Source organism: Rhodomicrobium vannielii ATCC 17100 (assembly GCF_000166055.1).
Taxonomy (GTDB): Bacteria; Pseudomonadota; Alphaproteobacteria; order Rhizobiales; family Rhodomicrobiaceae; genus Rhodomicrobium; species Rhodomicrobium vannielii.
In genome coordinates this window covers 1,799,030-1,816,348 of the sequence record NC_014664.1, presented here as the reverse complement: position 1 = coordinate 1,816,348, position 17,319 = coordinate 1,799,030, and the positions used below count along the sequence as shown (strand labels likewise).

General features: G+C 62.9%; 17 protein-coding genes. 9 read left to right on the top strand and 8 right to left on the bottom strand.

Translation table 11 applies throughout. The features are described 5' to 3' along the window. Positions 1-17: 17 nt before the first annotated feature. Positions 18-797, top strand: coding sequence for a rhomboid family intramembrane serine protease (locus tag RVAN_RS08370; protein WP_013419309.1), 780 nt, complete (start codon positions 18-20; stop codon positions 795-797). A 149-nt stretch (positions 798-946) separates the two neighbouring features. Continuing rightward, positions 947-1,495: a hypothetical protein gene (locus tag RVAN_RS08365; RefSeq protein WP_013419308.1), complete on the top strand. Its 549-nt coding sequence runs from the start codon at positions 947-949 to the stop codon at positions 1,493-1,495. A 259-nt stretch (positions 1,496-1,754) separates the two neighbouring features. Here the strand turns inward: RVAN_RS08365 and RVAN_RS08360 are convergent, their stop codons facing one another. After that, the gene (locus tag RVAN_RS08360; RefSeq protein ID WP_013419307.1) at positions 1,755-2,477 is read right to left on the bottom strand and encodes an RlmE family RNA methyltransferase; all 723 of its coding nucleotides are present in this window, start codon (positions 2,475-2,477) and stop codon (positions 1,755-1,757) included. After that, positions 2,440-3,552 carry a Ppx/GppA phosphatase family protein gene (locus tag RVAN_RS08355; protein WP_169309532.1) on the bottom strand — a complete coding sequence of 371 codons (1,113 nt, stop codon included), beginning with the start codon at positions 3,550-3,552 and terminating at the stop codon, positions 2,440-2,442. The genes RVAN_RS08360 and RVAN_RS08355 overlap by 38 nt, the downstream gene beginning before the upstream one ends. Before the next feature lie 411 nt (positions 3,553-3,963). Here RVAN_RS08355 and RVAN_RS08350 point away from each other — a divergent pair, with 411 nt between their 5' ends. Together RVAN_RS08350 and RVAN_RS08345 are read left to right on the top strand one after the other, a co-directional pair. Beyond that, positions 3,964-4,188 (top strand): hypothetical protein, encoded by a 225-nt coding sequence (locus RVAN_RS08350; protein ID WP_013419305.1) that lies wholly within the window; start codon positions 3,964-3,966, stop codon positions 4,186-4,188. A gap of 221 nt (positions 4,189-4,409) precedes the next feature. Further along, positions 4,410-6,032 (top strand): acyl-CoA synthetase, encoded by a 1,623-nt coding sequence (locus RVAN_RS08345; RefSeq protein WP_013419304.1) that lies wholly within the window; start codon positions 4,410-4,412, stop codon positions 6,030-6,032. Between the two features lie 91 nt (positions 6,033-6,123). On the opposite strand, the gene RVAN_RS08340 is transcribed toward RVAN_RS08345, so the two are convergent. The 4 genes from RVAN_RS08340 to RVAN_RS18885 form a co-directional block, all read right to left on the bottom strand. Next, the gene (locus tag RVAN_RS08340) at positions 6,124-6,420 is read right to left on the bottom strand and encodes a hypothetical protein (protein ID WP_013419303.1); all 297 of its coding nucleotides are present in this window, start codon (positions 6,418-6,420) and stop codon (positions 6,124-6,126) included. A gap of 95 nt (positions 6,421-6,515) precedes the next feature. Beyond that, positions 6,516-7,484: a quinone oxidoreductase family protein gene (locus RVAN_RS08335; RefSeq protein ID WP_013419302.1), complete on the bottom strand. Its 969-nt coding sequence runs from the start codon at positions 7,482-7,484 to the stop codon at positions 6,516-6,518. Positions 7,485-7,554: 70 nt separating this feature from the next. Then, a complete protein-coding gene (locus tag RVAN_RS08330) occupies positions 7,555-9,480 on the bottom strand; it encodes a potassium transporter Kup (RefSeq protein WP_013419301.1) in 1,926 nt (641 codons plus the stop codon). Between the two features lie 101 nt (positions 9,481-9,581). Next, positions 9,582-10,244: a CAP domain-containing protein gene (locus tag RVAN_RS18885; RefSeq protein WP_013419300.1), complete on the bottom strand. Its 663-nt coding sequence runs from the start codon at positions 10,242-10,244 to the stop codon at positions 9,582-9,584. Positions 10,245-10,479: 235 nt separating this feature from the next. On the opposite strand from RVAN_RS18885, the gene RVAN_RS08320 reads away from it, so the two are divergent. Beyond that, positions 10,480-11,154 (top strand): carbonic anhydrase, encoded by a 675-nt coding sequence (locus RVAN_RS08320; RefSeq protein WP_013419299.1) that lies wholly within the window; start codon positions 10,480-10,482, stop codon positions 11,152-11,154. Positions 11,155-11,223: 69 nt separating this feature from the next. On the opposite strand, the gene bfr is transcribed toward RVAN_RS08320, so the two are convergent. Beyond that, positions 11,224-11,715 (bottom strand): bacterioferritin, encoded by a 492-nt coding sequence (gene bfr, locus RVAN_RS08315; RefSeq protein ID WP_013419298.1) that lies wholly within the window; start codon positions 11,713-11,715, stop codon positions 11,224-11,226. Between the two features lie 278 nt (positions 11,716-11,993). On the opposite strand from bfr, the gene RVAN_RS21140 reads away from it, so the two are divergent. Further along, positions 11,994-12,260 carry a hypothetical protein gene (locus RVAN_RS21140; RefSeq protein ID WP_425337401.1) on the top strand — a complete coding sequence of 89 codons (267 nt, stop codon included), beginning with the start codon at positions 11,994-11,996 and terminating at the stop codon, positions 12,258-12,260. 340 nt (positions 12,261-12,600) lie between these two features. Here RVAN_RS21140 and RVAN_RS08310 read toward each other — a convergent pair whose 3' ends face one another. Then, positions 12,601-14,505, bottom strand: a complete 1,905-nt coding sequence (locus RVAN_RS08310) for an ABC-F family ATP-binding cassette domain-containing protein (protein ID WP_013419296.1) — start codon at positions 14,503-14,505, stop codon at positions 12,601-12,603. Positions 14,506-14,724: 219 nt separating this feature from the next. Here RVAN_RS08310 and RVAN_RS08305 point away from each other — a divergent pair, with 219 nt between their 5' ends. The 3 genes from RVAN_RS08305 to RVAN_RS08295 all read left to right on the top strand — a co-directional run bounded on the left by RVAN_RS08305 (position 14,725) and on the right by RVAN_RS08295 (position 17,302). Beyond that, positions 14,725-15,639 carry an N-formylglutamate amidohydrolase gene (locus RVAN_RS08305; protein WP_013419295.1) on the top strand — a complete coding sequence of 305 codons (915 nt, stop codon included), beginning with the start codon at positions 14,725-14,727 and terminating at the stop codon, positions 15,637-15,639. Positions 15,640-15,735: 96 nt separating this feature from the next. Beyond that, positions 15,736-16,752, top strand: a complete 1,017-nt coding sequence (locus RVAN_RS08300; RefSeq protein ID WP_013419294.1) for an SDR family oxidoreductase — start codon at positions 15,736-15,738, stop codon at positions 16,750-16,752. Between the two features lie 289 nt (positions 16,753-17,041). After that, positions 17,042-17,302, top strand: a complete 261-nt coding sequence (locus RVAN_RS08295; RefSeq protein ID WP_037236817.1) for a DUF2312 domain-containing protein — start codon at positions 17,042-17,044, stop codon at positions 17,300-17,302. The last annotated feature ends 17 nt before the right edge of the window (positions 17,303-17,319 follow it).

The window sequence follows — 17,319 nt, the reverse complement described above, 5'->3', positions numbered from 1 at the left end:
GACGGGAAGGACGCCGCATGTTCCCGATCAAAGATTCGATCCGAATCCCGTTCGCGCCGGTCGTCACCTACGCCTTGATCCTCGTCAACGCGCTCGTCTTCTTTTACCAGTCGAGCCTCAGCCAGAGCGAGGCACACGCCTTCGCGATAGACTACGCGCTCATTCCGCGCCGGTATTTCGATCCGGTCTGGGCCGCCTATACAGGCCTTCCCGGCACCGATTATCTACCCTTCATTTCCGGCACCTTCATGCATGGCGGATGGTGGCACCTCATCCTCAACATGTGGATGCTGTTCATCTTCGGCGCGTCGCTTGAAGGGCGCGTGGGGCGCTGGCAGTTTCTTTGCTTCTACCTCCTTTGCGGTGTCTCCGCGAGCTACGTGCATGCGTGGTTCAACCAGCTTTCGGACGTGCCGACGCTTGGCGCGTCAGGGGCCATCGCGGGTGTGCTTGGCGGCTACGCCACCACGTTCCCGCGCGCGCGCCTCACGATCCTGATTCTGATCGTCGTCATTCCGCTGTTTTTCAGGGTGCCCGCCCTTTTCTTCGCGCTCGTTTGGTTCGGCTTTCAGTTCGCGCAGGGGTTCATCGACCTGTCGGGCGACGCGAATACGGGCGGCGGCATTGCGTGGTGGGCGCATATCGGCGGGTTTGCGGCGGGCGTGGCGCTGATCCCGCTTTGGCGCTTCGCCCCCGATCGAACCTATGACGAGGCGCAGCCGCCGCGTTTTCTGCCGCCGGTCGCGACCGCATCGCCAGACGCCGGGCGACCCTGGAAGCCCGGCCCGTGGGGATAAGCCTTTCGTCGCAGCGCGGCGCATGGACGCCTTGCGCATCTGTCCCCGTTTTGCCACAGTGGCGGAGAAAATTGCGGTTGAATACCTGCGTCATGCGGCACTGCTGGCAAGGACGCTGTCCCGGTAACTGTTAGAGAGATGCGGTGGAGATGACCGAAGAACAACCGATCGAACAAGGCGAGGCCATCGCTCAGACCTCCGATGAGGCAGTCACCCCCGTTGACCCGTATGAGTACAATGGCGTGAAATACTCGCCCATCACGTTCGCTGAATTCGCCGCTCACACGAAATATTCGTTGTTCGGGGTGCCGCGCTACAAATGGTCCGGCAAGCAGGTCGTCATTCTGTCCACCTTCAGCAAGCGCAACCTCAGTTTCTCGCGGAAGGATTTCGCGCGTCAGGACGATCGCATGGGCGAGTTCGCCTATCTGAAGCCGCCGACGGGCGGCGAGGCTGGCCCGGCGATTGCGTTTGCTCCCGGCTTCGACGATGCGTCATGGGCGAAGGCAGGCAAGGAATGGGACGCTTACGCGACGGCGAACGGCCTTACCGACGCGATTCCGCGTCTTTATTTCTATGGGACCGTCATTTTCGACCGGAAGGTTTTCCGCTCGCATTATCTGGCGCTTGACGGCATCCGCTTTGCCAGGGCCCACGCGGGCGAGCCTCTGACGGAATCCGCGAGCGTGGCGGCGTAGGCTTCTTCGACCGCCATGGCGAGCAGACATTTAAAAACCCCCTGTGAAAGCTGGGGGTTTTTGTATGTCCCATGCCGTCATCTTTTGCCGTTCACCTCGACTCTTTCCGACTTGGATCGAAGCATGACCGGCGTTCCTGACGCGCTGGATCCATCGGGGCTTGGGTAAGCAACCAGCGCGCGGGCGACGATCCTGCGTGGCGGCGAACATTTCAAATTAATCAGGTTGTTCACCGCTGGGCACGGGTGTCGCTTGAGGGCTATTCCTCTTCCTCGGCGCTATCCTGCTCACGCGCTTTCCCGCGGAACCCCGTCGCCAGCACGTATAGCTCTGGGCTTTCCGCCCGGCTCGCCTTCGGCTTGATGTGGCGCACGGTCGCGAAATCGCGCTTCAGCACGTCGAGCAGACTCTTCTCGCTGCCACCCTGAAACACTTTCGAGAGGAAAAAGCCGCCCGGAGCCATCACGCGCACGGCGAAGGCCAGCGCTTCCTCGGCGAGCCCCATGATGCGCAAATGGTCGGTCTGGCGGTGGCCCGTCGTGGGCGCGGCCATGTCGGACAGGACCGCGTTCGGGCGGCGGCCTGCCAGCATGTCGAGCAGACGTCCGTCGGCGACGGGATCGGTAAAATCCTGCTGGAGGATAGTCACGCCCGGGATCGCGTCGAAATCGAGATAGTCGAGCGCGACGACCGCGCCGCGCCCATCCGCCGCCTTCACGCGATTCGCCGCAACCTGGCTCCAGCCGCCGGGTGCGGCTCCAAGGTCGACGACAATGTCGCCGGGCTTCAGAAGCCCGTATTTCTCAGCGATCTCTTCGAGCTTGTAGGCGGCGCGACTTCGGTAGCCGTCACGCTTCGCCGCGGCGACATAAGGGTCGTTCAACTGCCGCTCAAGCCATTGCCGCTGCGAGGCCGTGCGCCCGCGCGTCTTCTTCAGCTTGATCTTAAAGGATCGGTCCGGATTTTGCTCTCGCTTCGTCATGCGCCGATAATGCCGGATCGAGACGAAGTTTGCCGACATTTTTTTCGCCGACGCCGCGCTCGCGTATGGCGTCTTCGGCGATCAGCGTTGCGAGGATGCCTTCGCGCAAGCCCCGGTCGGCGACACGCAGGGAATTCACCGGCCAGACGCGGATCATCGCTTCCATGATCGCGCAGCCCGCGAGGATGAGATCCGCCCGTTCCGCCCCGATGCAGGGCTGCGCCGCGCGCTCCGCCCAGTTCATCGCCGCGATGCGTTTCGACACGTCGCGGATGCTGTCGGTCGAGAGCCAGCAGCCATCGACCTTTGCGCGCGTGTATTCAGCGAGGCCCAGATAGACGCCCGCGATGGTCGTCACCGTGCCCGACGTGCCGAGCAGATGCGTATCGGCGCTTGCGATCTTCGCGCCGATACCGTTCACCCGGCTGAAGGGTTCAAGTTCCGCCTGCACGAAACGCACCATGTCCTCGAACTGGAAGCCCTCGGCACGGCTCGACCCGAAGCGTTCCGCGAGCGTCACCACGCCGAAGGGCAGGGACGTCCACGCCTCGATGCAATCCTGAATGCGGAGACGATCCTCAATGGAGATGCGCCGCGCGCGCCGCCCGGTCTTGAGGTTGAGCCAGACGAATTCCGACGAGCCGCCGCCGATATCGAAGATGAGCGCATAGTCGCTCTGCTTGTCGATGAGCGAGGCACAGCCCGATACGGCAAGGCGCGCTTCGGTCTCCCGGCCGATAATTTCGAGCGAGAGGCCCGTCTCACGCTTCACGCGGGCGATGAAGTCCGGCCCGTTCTTCGCGATCCGGCAGGCTTCCGTCGCCACGAGCCGCGAACGCGTCACGCCGCGCCGTGTCATCTTGGCGGAGCACACTTTGAGCGCTTCGATAGTGCGGGTGATGGCCTCTTCCGACAGCACGCCCGATATGCTGACCCCTTCGCCGAGCTTGATGATGCGCGAGAAGGCGTCGATCACGAAGAAGCCGCGACGCGAGGGCCGTGCGACGAGGAGGCGGCAATTGTTGGTGCCGAGGTCGAGCGCGCCGTAAATTGCGGACGAAGGGGCTTCCGTCACGTCGGAGCGTGAAACTTTCGCCGGACGATAGACCGGCGGATTAACCTTTATGGCTGACAGCGGGGAAGCCGTGGAGGCGCAAGCGGCGCTTGGAATAGGAAATGCGGTTCCGGCCGTTTCATCGCAGACGGCGGTATCCTGCTCTCCGAAAATGGCGCCGCCTCGCTCTCCGATGGCCAAACGAACCTCCGTCTGCGTTTTGTTTCGCAGATTGTGTTTTGCCGCCCCACTAACAGAGAAGACTAACAGTTTTTTTAGCATCCGCAAACGAAAGACGTGGCTGGCGACGAAGCCTGAAGCCGTCGCGCCGAAAGGCCGGCGTTAAAACTTCCTTACAATTTATCGATTGAGCGAATCGCCGCCTTCGATGAAAGAGGAATCGCAAAAATGATCCTGGCACGGAGGCATGTCATGGCCCGCGTGTTCTCTTGCGTCGCGATTTCGCTCATCCTGTCCGCCTGCGCTGCCGAAGCGCCACGGGCACCCGTCGCTGCGGTGGCACAAGCCCCCGCCGCCATTCCCGCGGACAGCCAGAAGGTCGTCGAAAATACGGTTACGCCGGAGCCGCCCAAGAGCATTCTTGCCTGTACCGGGCTGCCGCTCGCGGGCCGGAAGTGCGGTATCCCTAACATTTAACGGGCCAAGTGTGCGCGAGGCTGGTCAACCGTCCTGGCGGATCGTATCCCTTGGTCTGATGCGCCAAGGTTTCGGTTTTTCGACCCTGCGAATTACGATAAAAGCCGTAAAGATGTTGAAGAAAGCGTCATCACGGGCAGAACGCTTGCGGTCGATGTCCTGAAGAGGCACCGGACTTATTGGCTTCCGCTCGCGCTGACGGCGCTGCTCCGAGGGCCACCATGACCGCCGCCTACACGCAAAATCTCGACAAGACCCCCGCCAACCACCAGCCGCTGACGCCTCTCGGCTTCCTCGCGCGCGCCGCGCGGGTCTACCCGAACCACCCGGCCGTGGTGCATGGCGCGAAGACCTATACGTACGCCGAATTCTACGACCGCTCGCGGCGGCTGGCTTCGGCGCTGTCGAAGCTCGGCATCGGCAAGAATGACACCGTATCGGTGATGCTGCCGAACGTGCCCGCGATGCTCGATGCGAAGTACGGCGTGCCGATGGCGGGCGCGGTGCTCCACTCGATCAACACGCGCCTCGACGCGGCGAACATTGCGTTCATGCTCGACCATGCCGAAACGAAGGTGCTCATCACCGACACCGAATATGCGAAGGTCGTCGCCGAGGCGCTGAAGCTCTCGGAGCACAAGCCCGTCATCATCGACTATGCGGATACGGAGTTTCCGGGGCTCGGCGCGCGCCTCTCGGACGTCGAATATGAAGACTTCATCGCTGGCGGCGACCCCGAATTCGCCTGGAAAATGCCCGACGACGAATGGGATGCGATCTCGCTCAATTACACATCCGGCACCACCGGCAACCCGAAGGGCGTCGTCTATCACCATCGCGGCGCGTATCTGACGAGCCTCGGCAATACGCTCGCGGGCCAGATCGGCAAGCACCCGAACTATCTCTGGACGCTGCCGATGTTCCATTGCGACGGCTGGTGCTTCGGCTGGACGATTCCGCTCGTCGGCGGCACGCAGGTGTGCCTGCGCTATGTGCGCCCCGACGCGATCTGGGCCTCGCTTTACGAGAACGAGATCACACATCTTTGCGGCGCGCCCATCGTCATGTCGACGATCCTGAACGCGCCCGCCGATGCGAAGCGCAAGCTGAAGCAAAAGGTGCAATTCCTCACCGCAGCCGCTCCGCCGCCCGAGGCTGTGCTTGCCGAAATGCGCGAGGCGGGCTTCAACGTCACCCATGTTTACGGCCTGACGGAAACCTACGGCCCGTCTGTGGTGAACGAGTGGAAGGGCGAATGGGACGCGCTCGACGGCGGCGCACAGGCGCAGAAGAAGGCGCGGCAGGGCGTGCGCTACGTGCCGCTCGAAGACCTCAGCGTGATCGACCCGCTCACCATGCAGCACGTGCCCGCCGATGGCGAGACGCTCGGCGAAGTCATGTTTCGCGGCAATGTCGTCATGAAGGGCTACCTCAAGAACAAGGACGCCACCGACGACGCGCTCGCGGGCGGCTGGTTCCACTCGGGCGACCTCGGCGTGATGCACCCGGACGGCTACATCCAGCTGAAGGACCGCTCGAAGGACATCATCATATCGGGCGGCGAGAATATCTCGTCCATCGAGGTCGAGGACGTGCTGTTCAAGCATCCGGCCGTGCAGGCGGCCTCCGTGGTCGCGAAGCATGACGAGAAATGGGGCGAGACGCCCTGCGCCTTCATCGAGCTGAAGCCGGGCGCGACCGTGACGGCAGAGGAGATCATCGCGTGGTGCCGCCAGCATCTCGCGGCGTACAAGTGCCCGCGCCACGTGGTATTCAACGAACTGCCGAAGACGTCCACCGGCAAGATCCAGAAGTACATTCTGCGCGAGATGGCGAAATCCTGAGCCTCAAGAAAAGCCCTTCCGCCGGTTGGCGGAAGGGTGGTGTTTCAAGTCGCCCGGTGCGGCTTGGCGAAAACCGGTGCGGCGACACGGACTACCAACGGCGCCAGTAGTGTCGGCGATAGTAGTGGCGATGCGGCCGGTAATAGTAGCGATATCTGTACCGCGGATAATAATAGGTGCGATAGCGGGGATAGTAGTAATGCCTGCGATATACGCGATATCGCGGGTAATAGTAGCGGCGGTGGCGGTAATAGCGATAATAAACATTGACCGCCTCGGAAGCGACGGCTTCCGTTGAAACGGTCGCGGGCGCCGCAGGGGCGGCCGCGGCCGGTGCGATCAGCGCCGCGGCGACAAGCGCCAGCGCAGCAAAGACAGCTTTGATCATGTGTGCCTCGCCTGAAAGTCTCGAAGACTATAGACAAGGCAAAGCTTACCCTTTCTTACGATTCTATTCAACTCTGGCGTGCGACGGCCTGTGGCTCAGTCCAGCGTGAACACCATGCGCTCGCTACGGCTGCCGCCTTGCGCCCATGCCGCCGCGCCCTCCGCCATCGGAATCGGACTTACACCGACGGTTAGCCCGAGCTTCGTCGCTACCTTGAACGCCGCGCCAATGTCGGCCACCAACTCGCGATCCGACACGCTGCCGAGGCCGCTCCCCATAACCTGCAACCCTGTACTACGGAGGACCGCCGCCGGAAAGGTGATCGTGTGCCCGCTGATCGAGCCAATCTGCACGAACCGGATCGCAGGCGCGGCATGGCGTCGGCCCAGCGCTTCGACGGCCTTCAGGATCGCCTCTGACGACGCGCCCCAAAGATAATCGAGCACAATGCCGATCCCGTTCGATTCGATGCTGCGCCGAAACTCGCGGGCAAGCTCCTCCGGCGGGAGGGTGAGCGGAATGACCTCATCCGCGCCCGTCGCCGTGAGCTTTGCGAGCACGTCGGGATTTCGGCCTGTGACGATCACCTTGCCCGCGCCGAGATGCCTGGCGATCTTCACCGCAAGGCTGCCCGATGCACCTGTCGCCCCATTAATGAGCACCGCCTCGCCGGGCTGGATCGCCGCGCGTTGTATGAGCGCCGCCCATGACGACATCGCGGCGTTGGCGATGGAGGCAGCGGTGATGTCGCTGACATCGGCGGGAACTGGAACGCATAGCTCGGCGGGCGCGATGCTGCGCAAGGCGAATGCGCCGAACGGCCTGCGGCCCGCGAAGAAATAAACGCGGCTTCCATCGTCGAGCCGGCCAACACCGTCGATGCCCGCCACGAAGGGCACCGCTGTTGGGCTCGCATAATGCCTGCCGCTCGCCTGCATGCGCGCGAGATTGCTAAGCCCCGCCGCCGTAACATGCACAAGCACCTCGCCTTCGCCGGGCACGGGCTCCGCAAAATCCGTCCATTCCGGTGTCCGTTCGAAGTCGCTTACCACCAACGCTTTCATCCGCATGCCCTCTCTTTGCAGCGCGGTTCCTGCGCGGCGACGCAAAGCCGCCTGCGCCCCCGGCATCGACTCAGATCGCGACCTGCCGGCCGATCTCCACCACCCTGTCGACGGGCAGTCGGAAGAAGTCCGTCACCTGCGCAGCGTTGCGCTCCATGATGGAGAAGATATTTTCCTGCCAGCGCGGCAGCCCTTTGCCATCCTCGCGGGCGACGACCGTCTCGCGTCCGATGTAATAGGTCACGTCGTCGAGGTTGATGTCGTATCCACGCTCCTTGACGAGTTCGAGGATGGGCGGGATGTCCGGTCGCTCCATGAAGCCGTAATACACCATGGCGCGCCAGAAATTGTCATCCTCCGTCTCCACGTGGAGGCGATGCTCCGGGTTCACGAACGGCACGGGCTCGATGGACACATGGACCACCACCACCCGCTCGTGCAGCGCGCGATTATGCTTCACGTGCCACGCCATGACCGGGGGGACACCCTTCCTGGAGCGCGTCATGAAAACTGCCGTTCCCGGAACGCGCGGCACGCCCGTTTCCTTGAGTTCGGCAAGAAACTCGTGGATCGGCCGATATCTCGAAACGAGGACGGCCATGACGGCGCGCCGCCCTGAATGCCAGACCCACATCAGCCCCGCGACAATCGCGGCGAGCAGCAGAGGCACCCACGCGCCATCCAGCATCTTCGCCGAGTTGGCGATGACGAAGGCGCAGTCGACGATGATGAAGCAGCCCGCCAGCAGCGCGGAGAGCCGTGGGTCCCAGCCGAGATATTCGCGCATCGCGATGTAGAGCAGAAACGAGTCCATCAGCATGGTGGCGGACACGGCGATGCCATAGGCGGCGGCGAGGTTGTCAGCCTCGCGGAACGAGAGCGTCAGCCCGATGGTGACGACCATCATCGTCCAGTTCACGACGCCGATGTAAATTTGTCCGAAGCCCAGCGCGGACGTCTGCGTGATGTGGAGGCGCGGCAACCACCCGAGCTGGATGGCCTGACGCGTCATGGAGAAAGCGCCGGTAATCACGGCCTGACTGGCGACAATGGTGGCGATCGTCGCGAGGACGATCAGGGGGATGAGCAGTTCCCTCGGGCACAGCGCGTAGAAGGTGTTCTCGGCGATGGCGGTTCCATGCAGCACGAGCGCAGCCTGACCGGCATAGTTGAGAACGAGGCAGGGGAAGACGATGAAGAACCACGCCATCTGGATCGGCCGCCGCCCGAAATGGCCCATATCCGTATAGAGCGCCTCCGCGCCCGTGACGCAGAGGAACACGCCGCCGAGGATCAGGAACGACGTCAGGCCGCCTTCAAAGAGGTAATAGAGGCCGTATGCCGGGTTGATCGCGGCCAGCACGTCGGGGTTTTCCCAGATGCCGCCGATGCCGAGCAGGCCAAGTGTCACGAACCAGACGAGCATGATCGGCCCGAAAAGGCGGCCGATTGTGGCTGTGCCGCGCGGCTGAACAAGGAACAGCAGCACAAGAATGACGATGGTTGCGGGCAGAATGTACGGCTCGAAGCTATGCGCCTTGATGGCGAGGCCTTCGAGCGCGGACAGCACCGATATTGCGGGTGTTATGACGCCGTCGCCGTAGATGAGGGCAGCGCCCGCGAGGCCGACAATAACGACGAAGGTTCGCCTCTGCCGTTTGCCGCCGAGCCCCTTGCGACCGCCGCTCAAGAGCGCCATCAGCGCCATGATGCCGCCTTCGCCGTGGTTGTCCACGCGCATCGCCACGGCGATGTACTTCACCGACGTCACGATGATAAGCGTCCAGATGATGAGCGACAGCGACCCCAGCACCATGGCGCGGTCGACGACCTGATGGCCGCTCGCGGCGAGCACGATCTTGAGCGTATAAAGCGGACTCGTGCCGATATCGCCGAACACGACGCCAAGGGCCGCAAGAGCCATGGCTTTCGTATGTCCCTGAGGCGCTGCCGCGACGCCCTGCGGCTCCGCTGCGACCTGACCCTGGATATTCATCACCACCCGAGCTCTTGCGAATCTTTCACGAGCGGCGCAGCTTTATCAGGGATTTGAACCTCGTGCATCGTCAACTTTGCGAGCATGCCGCCGACGTCGATTTACGGCGCTGCAACGACAAGCGCCCAGAACCTCTTGAACTTCGTGTCCGGCTTGTACTCGAACGCGATGCCCATGTGTTTCGCGTCGGCCAATAGCAGGTTGCGGCTGTGCGGCGGGCTATGCTTCCAGCCGTCGATGATCTGAGCGACCGATGCCTGGCCAGCGCCGATGTTCTCGGCCGCGACGCGGTATCGATAGCCCGCCAGCGTCAGGCGCTTGCCGACATCCGCACCGCCGGGCCCGACGTGGGACATCTTGTCGGTCTTCGCCATGTTTTTCGCGAGGATATAGGCGGCTTCGGTCGCGTGCGGCTCCAGCGAGAGCGAGGGCAGCCCCTGCGACGCGCGGTAGTCGTTCACGAGGCGCAGCGCCTCGTTCGGATCGAGAACGTCCGGCTGCTCCCCGATTGGCGACTTCGATGCCGCCGCCGCGTCTCCTGAACTGAAGGCGGACGAGAAATTCGACCATATCCCGGAAATCCCGGAAGACGACCCCGAGCTTGAGGCGGTAGACGCCGCGACCGGCTCCGCAGCCATCGCGGTTTTGGGCGGCTCCGTATCGGAAAGGCCGCCGCCAAATCCTGACATTGAAGGCAGCGCGCCCGTTGCGGCGCATCCGCCAAGGCTCGCGAAAAACACGAACAAACCAAGAGTACGCCACATGACATCGGCCCCCGGAACAATGCCGATTATGTCAAATCGTGGTTAACGAACGCTTGACCCCCCACCGGCAAAGCCTGCGTAGCGCGCGATCTGGACAATATCATGTTTATTTGATCGAAGGAGGCGGCCGGGCGCGTTTCATCGCTCGTCTCGACGGCGAGACAGCACGCCGCTCGCATGCCGGTCCTAACGGTGTTAAATTGCCGGACCTTATAACCGGAGCCGTACATCTTCCATGCACAGAATCATTGACGGCGTTCTGCGTTTTCAGACAGAAATCCACGGCAAGCGACAGGAACTGTTCAGCGAACTCGGCGAACGCCAGAAGCCCTTCGCCGTGTTCATCGCCTGCTCCGACAGCCGCGTCGTGCCCGAGTTGCTCACCCAATGCGACCCGGGCGATATTTTCGTGATCCGCAACGCGGGCAACATCATCCCGTCCTATGGTCCCGCGTCTGGCGGAGTGTCTGCCAGCATCGAATATGCGGTTCAGGGGCTCGGCATTCCGAACCTCATCGTGTGCGGCCATTCGGACTGCGGCGCGATGAAAGCCATCCTCCGCGATGACAAGCTCGACAAGATGCCTGCTGTGGGCGCCTGGATCAAACACGCGGCCGCGGCGAAGCAGATCGTGGAGGCGCGCTTCTCGCCGGAGGAGGACGAAAAGAGGCGTTTGAATGCGCTCGTGCATGAGAACGTGCTGTGTCAGCTCCGCAATCTGGCGACGCATCCTGCGGTCGCGGCGAAGCTCGCGGCGGGACAGCTCAGCCTGCACGGCTGGGTCTATAATATCGACAGCGGGACGGTGGACACGTTCGACGCCGAAAAGCAGGAGTTTGTGACCCTGACGAGGGACTCGACCGCGCAGGCGACGCCGAAGCTCATCGTGCGGTACTCGCAGAAGAAGTAGCGCCGCGCGTCAGGCGCCTTTGCCGAACATACCGGGTCGAAGGCGTTCCCTCGACCCGGCGGAATATCGTCAGTCGATGCCTTCCTTGTCGAGGCCACCGATGTGGTACTGCGAGTAAAGCTCAAGCCCGAGCTTGTCCACGAGGCCGAGCTGCGTTTCGAGGAAGTCGATGTGCTCCTCCTCGTCGTGCATCAGCTTCTCGAACAGATCGCGCGAGACGTAATCCTGCACCGAATGCGAATAGGTCGCGGCTTCCTGATAAAGCGCACGCGCGCCGATCTCCGAGGCGAGGTCGGCCTCAAGTATTTCCTTCACGGTCTGGCCAATGCGGAGCGGGTCGAGCACCTGAAGGTTCGGGAAGCCATCGAGGAAAAGGATGCGCGCGGTAAGCTTGTCAGCGTGCTCCATCTCTTCGATCGATTCCTTGCGCCAGTACTTCGCAAGGGAGAGGAAGCCCCAATTGTCGAGCATGCGGTAATGCAGCCAGTACTGATTGATGGCAGTCAGTTCGGATCTGAGTCCCGCGTTCAGATATTCGATGACTTTGGGGTCGCCCTTCATTCTGTTCTCCGAGTGGTGAGGCAGGCTGGCTGCGGTGAGAATCGCAACGCGATCATGGAGGAGAATCTCGGATGGGCTCTTTCAAAATCAATGCTGGAAATGGAGTAATTCTAAACAGCTCACAGAAATTTCATCGCCAGTGCAAATGCCTAGAGCCCGCTCCGATGAGATTGCACGCAGCCGATCTGCAAACGGTTCACAGATCCGAACTGATCGCAACGGGCTTGGCCCGAGGAGCGAGGCGATTCCCGTCCGGGTAAAATAAGAAAACTGAGGGAGTGTCGGAAACGGCCAGCAGGCGACCGAAGCCCGGTCAGGCGACCTTGGCGACCGGCATTTGCTCCATCGGCTGCTCAGCTCTGCCGTCATCCATGGCGTCGCGCAGAGACCGGGTGCAGCGGCCGCACTTCGCGGTGCAGCCGAAATGCCGGTGCACCTGGCATGGCGTGCGCGGCGGGTTCGGGCTCGACATCGCCGACCGAACCGCCTCATCACTCAACACATTGCAGGAACAGATGATCATCGCGCCGATTATCTACATTTGACTTGCCTACATCGATTAAATACGCAAGCGCTCCTTGCTTCGCAATAAAAATCAGCACTTATAATCATTCTAAAGGACCAATACTCCGAACACGGCGAAGCAAGACTGAGCTTAGAGACAGAAGAAACGAAATTATAATAATTCTAAGTTGGGAAAGCTGCCGACATCTACGTCGTGGCCTTCACGACAAAAAGCCGACAAAAGGCATTCGCCGGCGCAAGGCGGGCGTCGATTTTAAAAAGAACAGCAAGGGCCGTGCCACGCTCGCGGCGGCGTCGGAAGGGAGCGAATCGGCAGGGCTGGGGGAAAGAGTGGCCGCGTCGGATCGGCAGCGCCCGCCGTCAAACGTCGACAGCCGCCTCTTCATAGGCGAGCGACGCCTCGAACCAAGCATCCTCGGCGGTCTTGAGATCCTTCAGCAACGCCGCGCGGTCGAGCGTCAGCGCGCGCGCCTTGTCCGGCTCCCGCTCATAAAGCGTGTGATCGGCGAGGCGCGCGTCGATGGTCGCCATTTTCTTCTGAAGATCGTGAACCCGCTTTTCGAGATCGGTCATCTGCTTCTTGAGCGGCGCGAGTTCGGCGCGACGCTGCGCGGTCTGGCGGCGCTCCTCCTCGCGGCTTTTCTTCGCTTCCGCAGGGCGGTCGCCACCGGAGCCCGAGCCGGTCTTCGCGGCCTGCCTCGCCGCCGCAAGGCTTTCCGCGCGGTAGCTTTCGAGGTCGCCGTCATAGGGCGCCACCGTGCCGTTGCGGACAACCCACAGGCGATCCACCGTCGCTTCCAGCAAATGCCGGTCATGGCTGATGAGAATCACCGCGCCTTCATAATCGTTCAGCGCGTGGATCAACTCCTCGCGGCTGTCGACGTCGAGATGGTTCGTCGGCTCGTCGAGAATGAGGAGATGCGGCGCGTGGAACGTGGCGAGCGCGAACAGAAGCCGCGCCTTCTCGCCGCCGGACAGCTTCTCCGACGCCGTATCGGCCTTGTCCGAGCCGAAGCCGATGGATGCCACCTTCGCGCGCTTCTGAGATTCGGTCGCGTCCGGCATGAGTTCGGCGATGTGATCGTAGGCCGAAAGCTTGGGGCGAAGCTCGTCGAGCTGATGCTGCGCGAAATAGCCGTAGTCGAGCTTGTTCGAGGCGCGGCGCTGGCCGTCCATGGGCGCGAGCTTCCCGCAAAGCAGCTTCGCGAGCGTGGACTTGCCGTTGCCGTTCGCGCCGAGCAGCCCCACGCGGTCGTCCGCGTCAAGGCGAAGCGTGACGCCGCGCAGAATGGGCCGTTCGGGATCGTAGCCGACGCTCGCGCTCTCGATGCGGATGAGCGGATTGCCGAGCGGTCGCTCCGGCGACGGGAAGCGGAACGGCACCACCTGCGAGTCGACCTCGGCGGCGATGGGCTGCAACTTCGCCAGCGCCTTGAGACGGCTTTGCGCCTGTTTCGCCTTCGTGGCCTTCGCGCGGAAACGTTCTACGAACGCCTCCATGTGGCGGCGCTGATCGTCCTGACTTTTCTTCAACTTCAGTTGCAGGCGCTGCTGCTCGCGGCGCGTTTCCTCGAAGCGGTCGTAGCCGCCGGAATAGAGCGAGAGGCGCTTTTCCGTCAGATGAAGGATGCTGTCGACCGCGTTGTTCAGCAAATCGCGGTCGTGGCTGACGATCAGCACAGTATAAGGGTAGCTCGCGATGAAGTCTTCGAGCCAGAGCACGCCTTCGAGGTCGAGATAGTTTGTCGGCTCGTCGAGAAGAAGGATGTCGGGTGCGGCAAACAACGCGCCCGCCAGCGCCACGCGCATGCGCCATCCGCCCGAAAATTCGCTGCACGACCGCTGCTGCGCCGCCTCGTCGAAGCCGAGGCCCGAAAGGATGCGGGCGGCGCGTGACGGCGCGGAATGCGCGTCGAGGTCCGCAAGGCGCGTGTGTATCTCGCTGATGCGGTGCGGATCGTGCGCTGTCTCGGCCTCGGCGGTCAGGGCCGCAAGCTCCGTATGTGCTGCGAGCACGGTGTCGAGCAGCGTCTCGGGGCCGCCCGGCGCTTCCTGCGAGACATGGGCGAGGCGCGCGTTCCTGGGCAAGCCGATGGTGCCGCCATCGGGCGCGATCTCGCCGGCGATCAGGCGGAGAAGCGTCGTCTTGCCGGTGCCGTTGCGGCCGACCAGACCAACCTTGTGGCCTTCCGGGATCGCCGCTGTGGCGTTCTCGAACAGCGGCCGTCCCTCGATGCGGTATGATAGTTCATTGATATGCAGCATGCGCCGACCATGCTGCGGTTACGGCGCTTTCGCAAGCCTTCTGCGCGCGAATGCAAAGCTCTGATCGCGCGCCGCGCTGCCGGTTCGGCGAGCCGATAGGGCAACGGGCTTGAACTCACCGTCACGAAAGTGGTTTATTGGCCACAGCAAGAAGCCCACAACACGCAAGTTTCGCCGCCGGGCGAGCAAAATCGTCCGGCCCTCACAATATTGAGCGGCATGTTATACCAGCCTCCATCCATAGAAACGTCCTCCAGCCGCAAACCGGCACCCAGCAGCGAGAGCTGGAAAAGCTTCGAAGTCTCGCCTGGCGATCCGGACACGCGGTTGCTCGTCCTGTGCGATCACGCGACGAACCTGATGCCGCCCGAATATGGCAAGCTCGGCCTCGACGACGTGCAACTCAACCGGCACATCGCCTATGACATCGGCGCGCTCGGGATCGCGCGCGAGATCGGCCGTCGCCTTCGCGCGACCGTCGTTTCGTCGCGCTTTTCGCGCCTGCTCATCGATCCCAATCGCGGCGAGGACGATCCGACGCTCATCATGCGCATTTCCGATGGCGCGGTCGTTCCCGGCAATACGCATGTCGATGATGCCGAGATGGAGCGGCGCATCGCGGCCTTCTTCCGGCCCTACCATGCCGCCGTCGCCGCCGAGATCGACGCCATGCTGGCGCGGGGGCAGATCCCTGTCATCTTCTCGATGCACAGCTTCACGAATGTCTGGCGTGGGGTTCCGCGCAAATGGCAAGCGGCCGTCTTGTGGGATAAAGACCCGCGCCTGCCCGTCCCCACGCTGAAACAGCTTCGCGAGCGCACGGGCTTCGAAATCGGCGACAACGAGCCTTATTCCGGGTTCCTGCGCAACGACACGATCTTCCGCCATGCGACGCTGCGCGGCCTGCCGAATGTGCTCGTGGAGGTGCGACAGGATCTCATCCGCGAGGAGGCCGGGCAGCTCGAATGGGCCGCGATCCTCGCCGACAGCCTCGCCGCGATCCTCGCCGATCCAGCGCATGCGGAGCCGCTCTCACGCCTCGAATATTATGAATCGCGCTCGGACGAAGAAGCTGACCGCGTGATGGAGCGCGTGGAAAAAGGCGATGTGGAAACTGCCAGCGGCGAGGAATAGCCAGCGACGCGGCTTCCATTTACAACCGGCGCGAGCAATCAAATCGCGGTTCCGTGTGTTCTCTTCGAAACCCTGTCATTCGGAGAAGGAGCACTCATGCCGTTGAAAGATACGTCACGCCGGGCCGTGGTTGGGGGCGTTGCGAGCGGACTGGCCGCCGCCGTCGCCGGACCGACGTTCGCGCAGAAAACGCAGCAGCCGCAGGCACAGGCGGGCGGCGGATCGCAGCCTCGCGGCCTTGTCGATCCGGTGGGTCTGCACCCCAAGCCGCCTTTCGAGAAGCAGCAGCAGCCCTGGCCCGGCCTCAACCGCGACATGACCCCGGTGCCTGATTGCGGCGAGAAATCCTATCGCGGCTCAGGGAGGCTCTCCGGCCGCAAGGCGCTCGTGACCGGCGGCGACTCCGGGATCGGGCGGGCCGCCGCCATCGCATTCGCCCGCGAGGGTGCCGACGTCGCCATCAACTATCTCCCTTATGAAGAGCCGGACGCGCGCGATGTGGCCGATCTGATTCGCGAGGCGGGCCGCAAGGCTGTCCTGATCCCCGGCGACATCAAGGACGAGGCCTTTTGCGAGCGGCTCGTAAGCGAGGCGACGGAGAAGCTCGGCGGTCTCGACATCTTGGTGAACAACGCCGCGCGTCAGTTTGCGAGGGATAGCCTTGAAGACCTCACCACGGCGGAGTTCGACGAGACGTTCAAGACCAACGTCTACGCCATGTTCTGGATCACGAAGGCCGCGCTGGCGCACATGAAGCCCGGCTCGTCCATCATCAATACGACGTCGGTCAACGCCTACGATCCCTCGCCGCACATCCTGGATTATGCGACGACAAAAGGCGCGATCATGATTTTCACGAAGGGCTTGGCGAAGCAACTTGCGCCGCGTGGCATCCGCGTAAACGGCGTTGCGCCGGGGCCGGTGTGGACGCCGCTACAGGTCACAGGCGGGCAGTTTCGCGAAGACCTCCCGGAATTCGGGGCGAACACGCCGATGGGGCGACCTGGGCAGCCGGGCGAACTCGCTTCGCTCTACGTGCTGCTGGCGTCAGGCGAGCCGAGTTATTCGACGGGCCAGATTTTCGGCGCGGTCGGCGGTCGCGGCGGACCGTAACGCCTCGTGCTGATTGTTGGGCCAGCGTCAGCCGATACGCTGGCTGAGTCGCGGCCGATGCAACCCTCACCTCGCCCGTGTCCACAGCCGCAACCGAAAGGTGGACGGCCTGCGCTGCCACGTTGAATGCGCAATCGCGCCGCTATAGTCTCGCGCCTCAAATCAGGCTTGGGGCGCGCGGGGTGCGCTGAGCCTTGAAACAGCGTGATTTTCGCCGTGAGCCAGGCTTGCGGCGGGGGAACAGGAGAGCGGCGTGGACGACGCATCAGGGTTCGACGGCGGAGCGGATATCGGCGCCAGCGGCGGCAGCATCGACAAGTCGGCGAAGGAGCAGCTCCGCACGGTCGTCGAGCGCATCGAGCGGCTCGAAGAGGAGAAGGCTGCGCTCGCGGGCGACATCAAGGACATCTACGCCGAGGCCAAGGCGAACGGCTTCGACACCAAAGCGCTGCGGAAGATCATTTCGCTCCGCAAGAAGGACGCGTCCGAGCGGCAAACCGAGGAAGCCATCCTCGCGACGTATATGCACGCCCTCGGCATGCTCGAATAGCGGCGGGGGGAGCGTCT

Bases quoted from the DNA above. Each gene is read 5' to 3' on its own strand.
- RVAN_RS08370 (WP_013419309.1), top strand. From the start codon at position 18: ATGTTCCCGATCAAAGATTCGATCCGAATCCCGTTCGCGCCGGTCGTC.
- RVAN_RS08365 (WP_013419308.1), top strand. From the start codon at position 947: ATGACCGAAGAACAACCGATCGAACAAGGCGAGGCCATCGCTCAGACC.
- RVAN_RS08360 (WP_013419307.1), bottom strand. From the start codon at position 2,477: ATGACGAAGCGAGAGCAAAATCCGGACCGATCCTTTAAGATCAAGCTG.
- RVAN_RS08350 (WP_013419305.1), top strand. From the start codon at position 3,964: ATGGCCCGCGTGTTCTCTTGCGTCGCGATTTCGCTCATCCTGTCCGCC.
- RVAN_RS08345 (WP_013419304.1), top strand. From the start codon at position 4,410: ATGACCGCCGCCTACACGCAAAATCTCGACAAGACCCCCGCCAACCAC.
- RVAN_RS08340 (WP_013419303.1), bottom strand. From the start codon at position 6,420: ATGATCAAAGCTGTCTTTGCTGCGCTGGCGCTTGTCGCCGCGGCGCTG.
- RVAN_RS08335 (WP_013419302.1), bottom strand. From the start codon at position 7,484: ATGAAAGCGTTGGTGGTAAGCGACTTCGAACGGACACCGGAATGGACG.
- RVAN_RS08330 (WP_013419301.1), bottom strand. From the start codon at position 9,480: ATGAATATCCAGGGTCAGGTCGCAGCGGAGCCGCAGGGCGTCGCGGCA.
- RVAN_RS18885 (WP_013419300.1), bottom strand. From the start codon at position 10,244: ATGTGGCGTACTCTTGGTTTGTTCGTGTTTTTCGCGAGCCTTGGCGGA.
- RVAN_RS08320 (WP_013419299.1), top strand. From the start codon at position 10,480: ATGCACAGAATCATTGACGGCGTTCTGCGTTTTCAGACAGAAATCCAC.
- bfr (WP_013419298.1), bottom strand. From the start codon at position 11,715: ATGAAGGGCGACCCCAAAGTCATCGAATATCTGAACGCGGGACTCAGA.
- RVAN_RS08310 (WP_013419296.1), bottom strand. From the start codon at position 14,505: ATGCTGCATATCAATGAACTATCATACCGCATCGAGGGACGGCCGCTG.
- RVAN_RS08305 (WP_013419295.1), top strand. From the start codon at position 14,725: ATGTTATACCAGCCTCCATCCATAGAAACGTCCTCCAGCCGCAAACCG.
- RVAN_RS08300 (WP_013419294.1), top strand. From the start codon at position 15,736: ATGCCGTTGAAAGATACGTCACGCCGGGCCGTGGTTGGGGGCGTTGCG.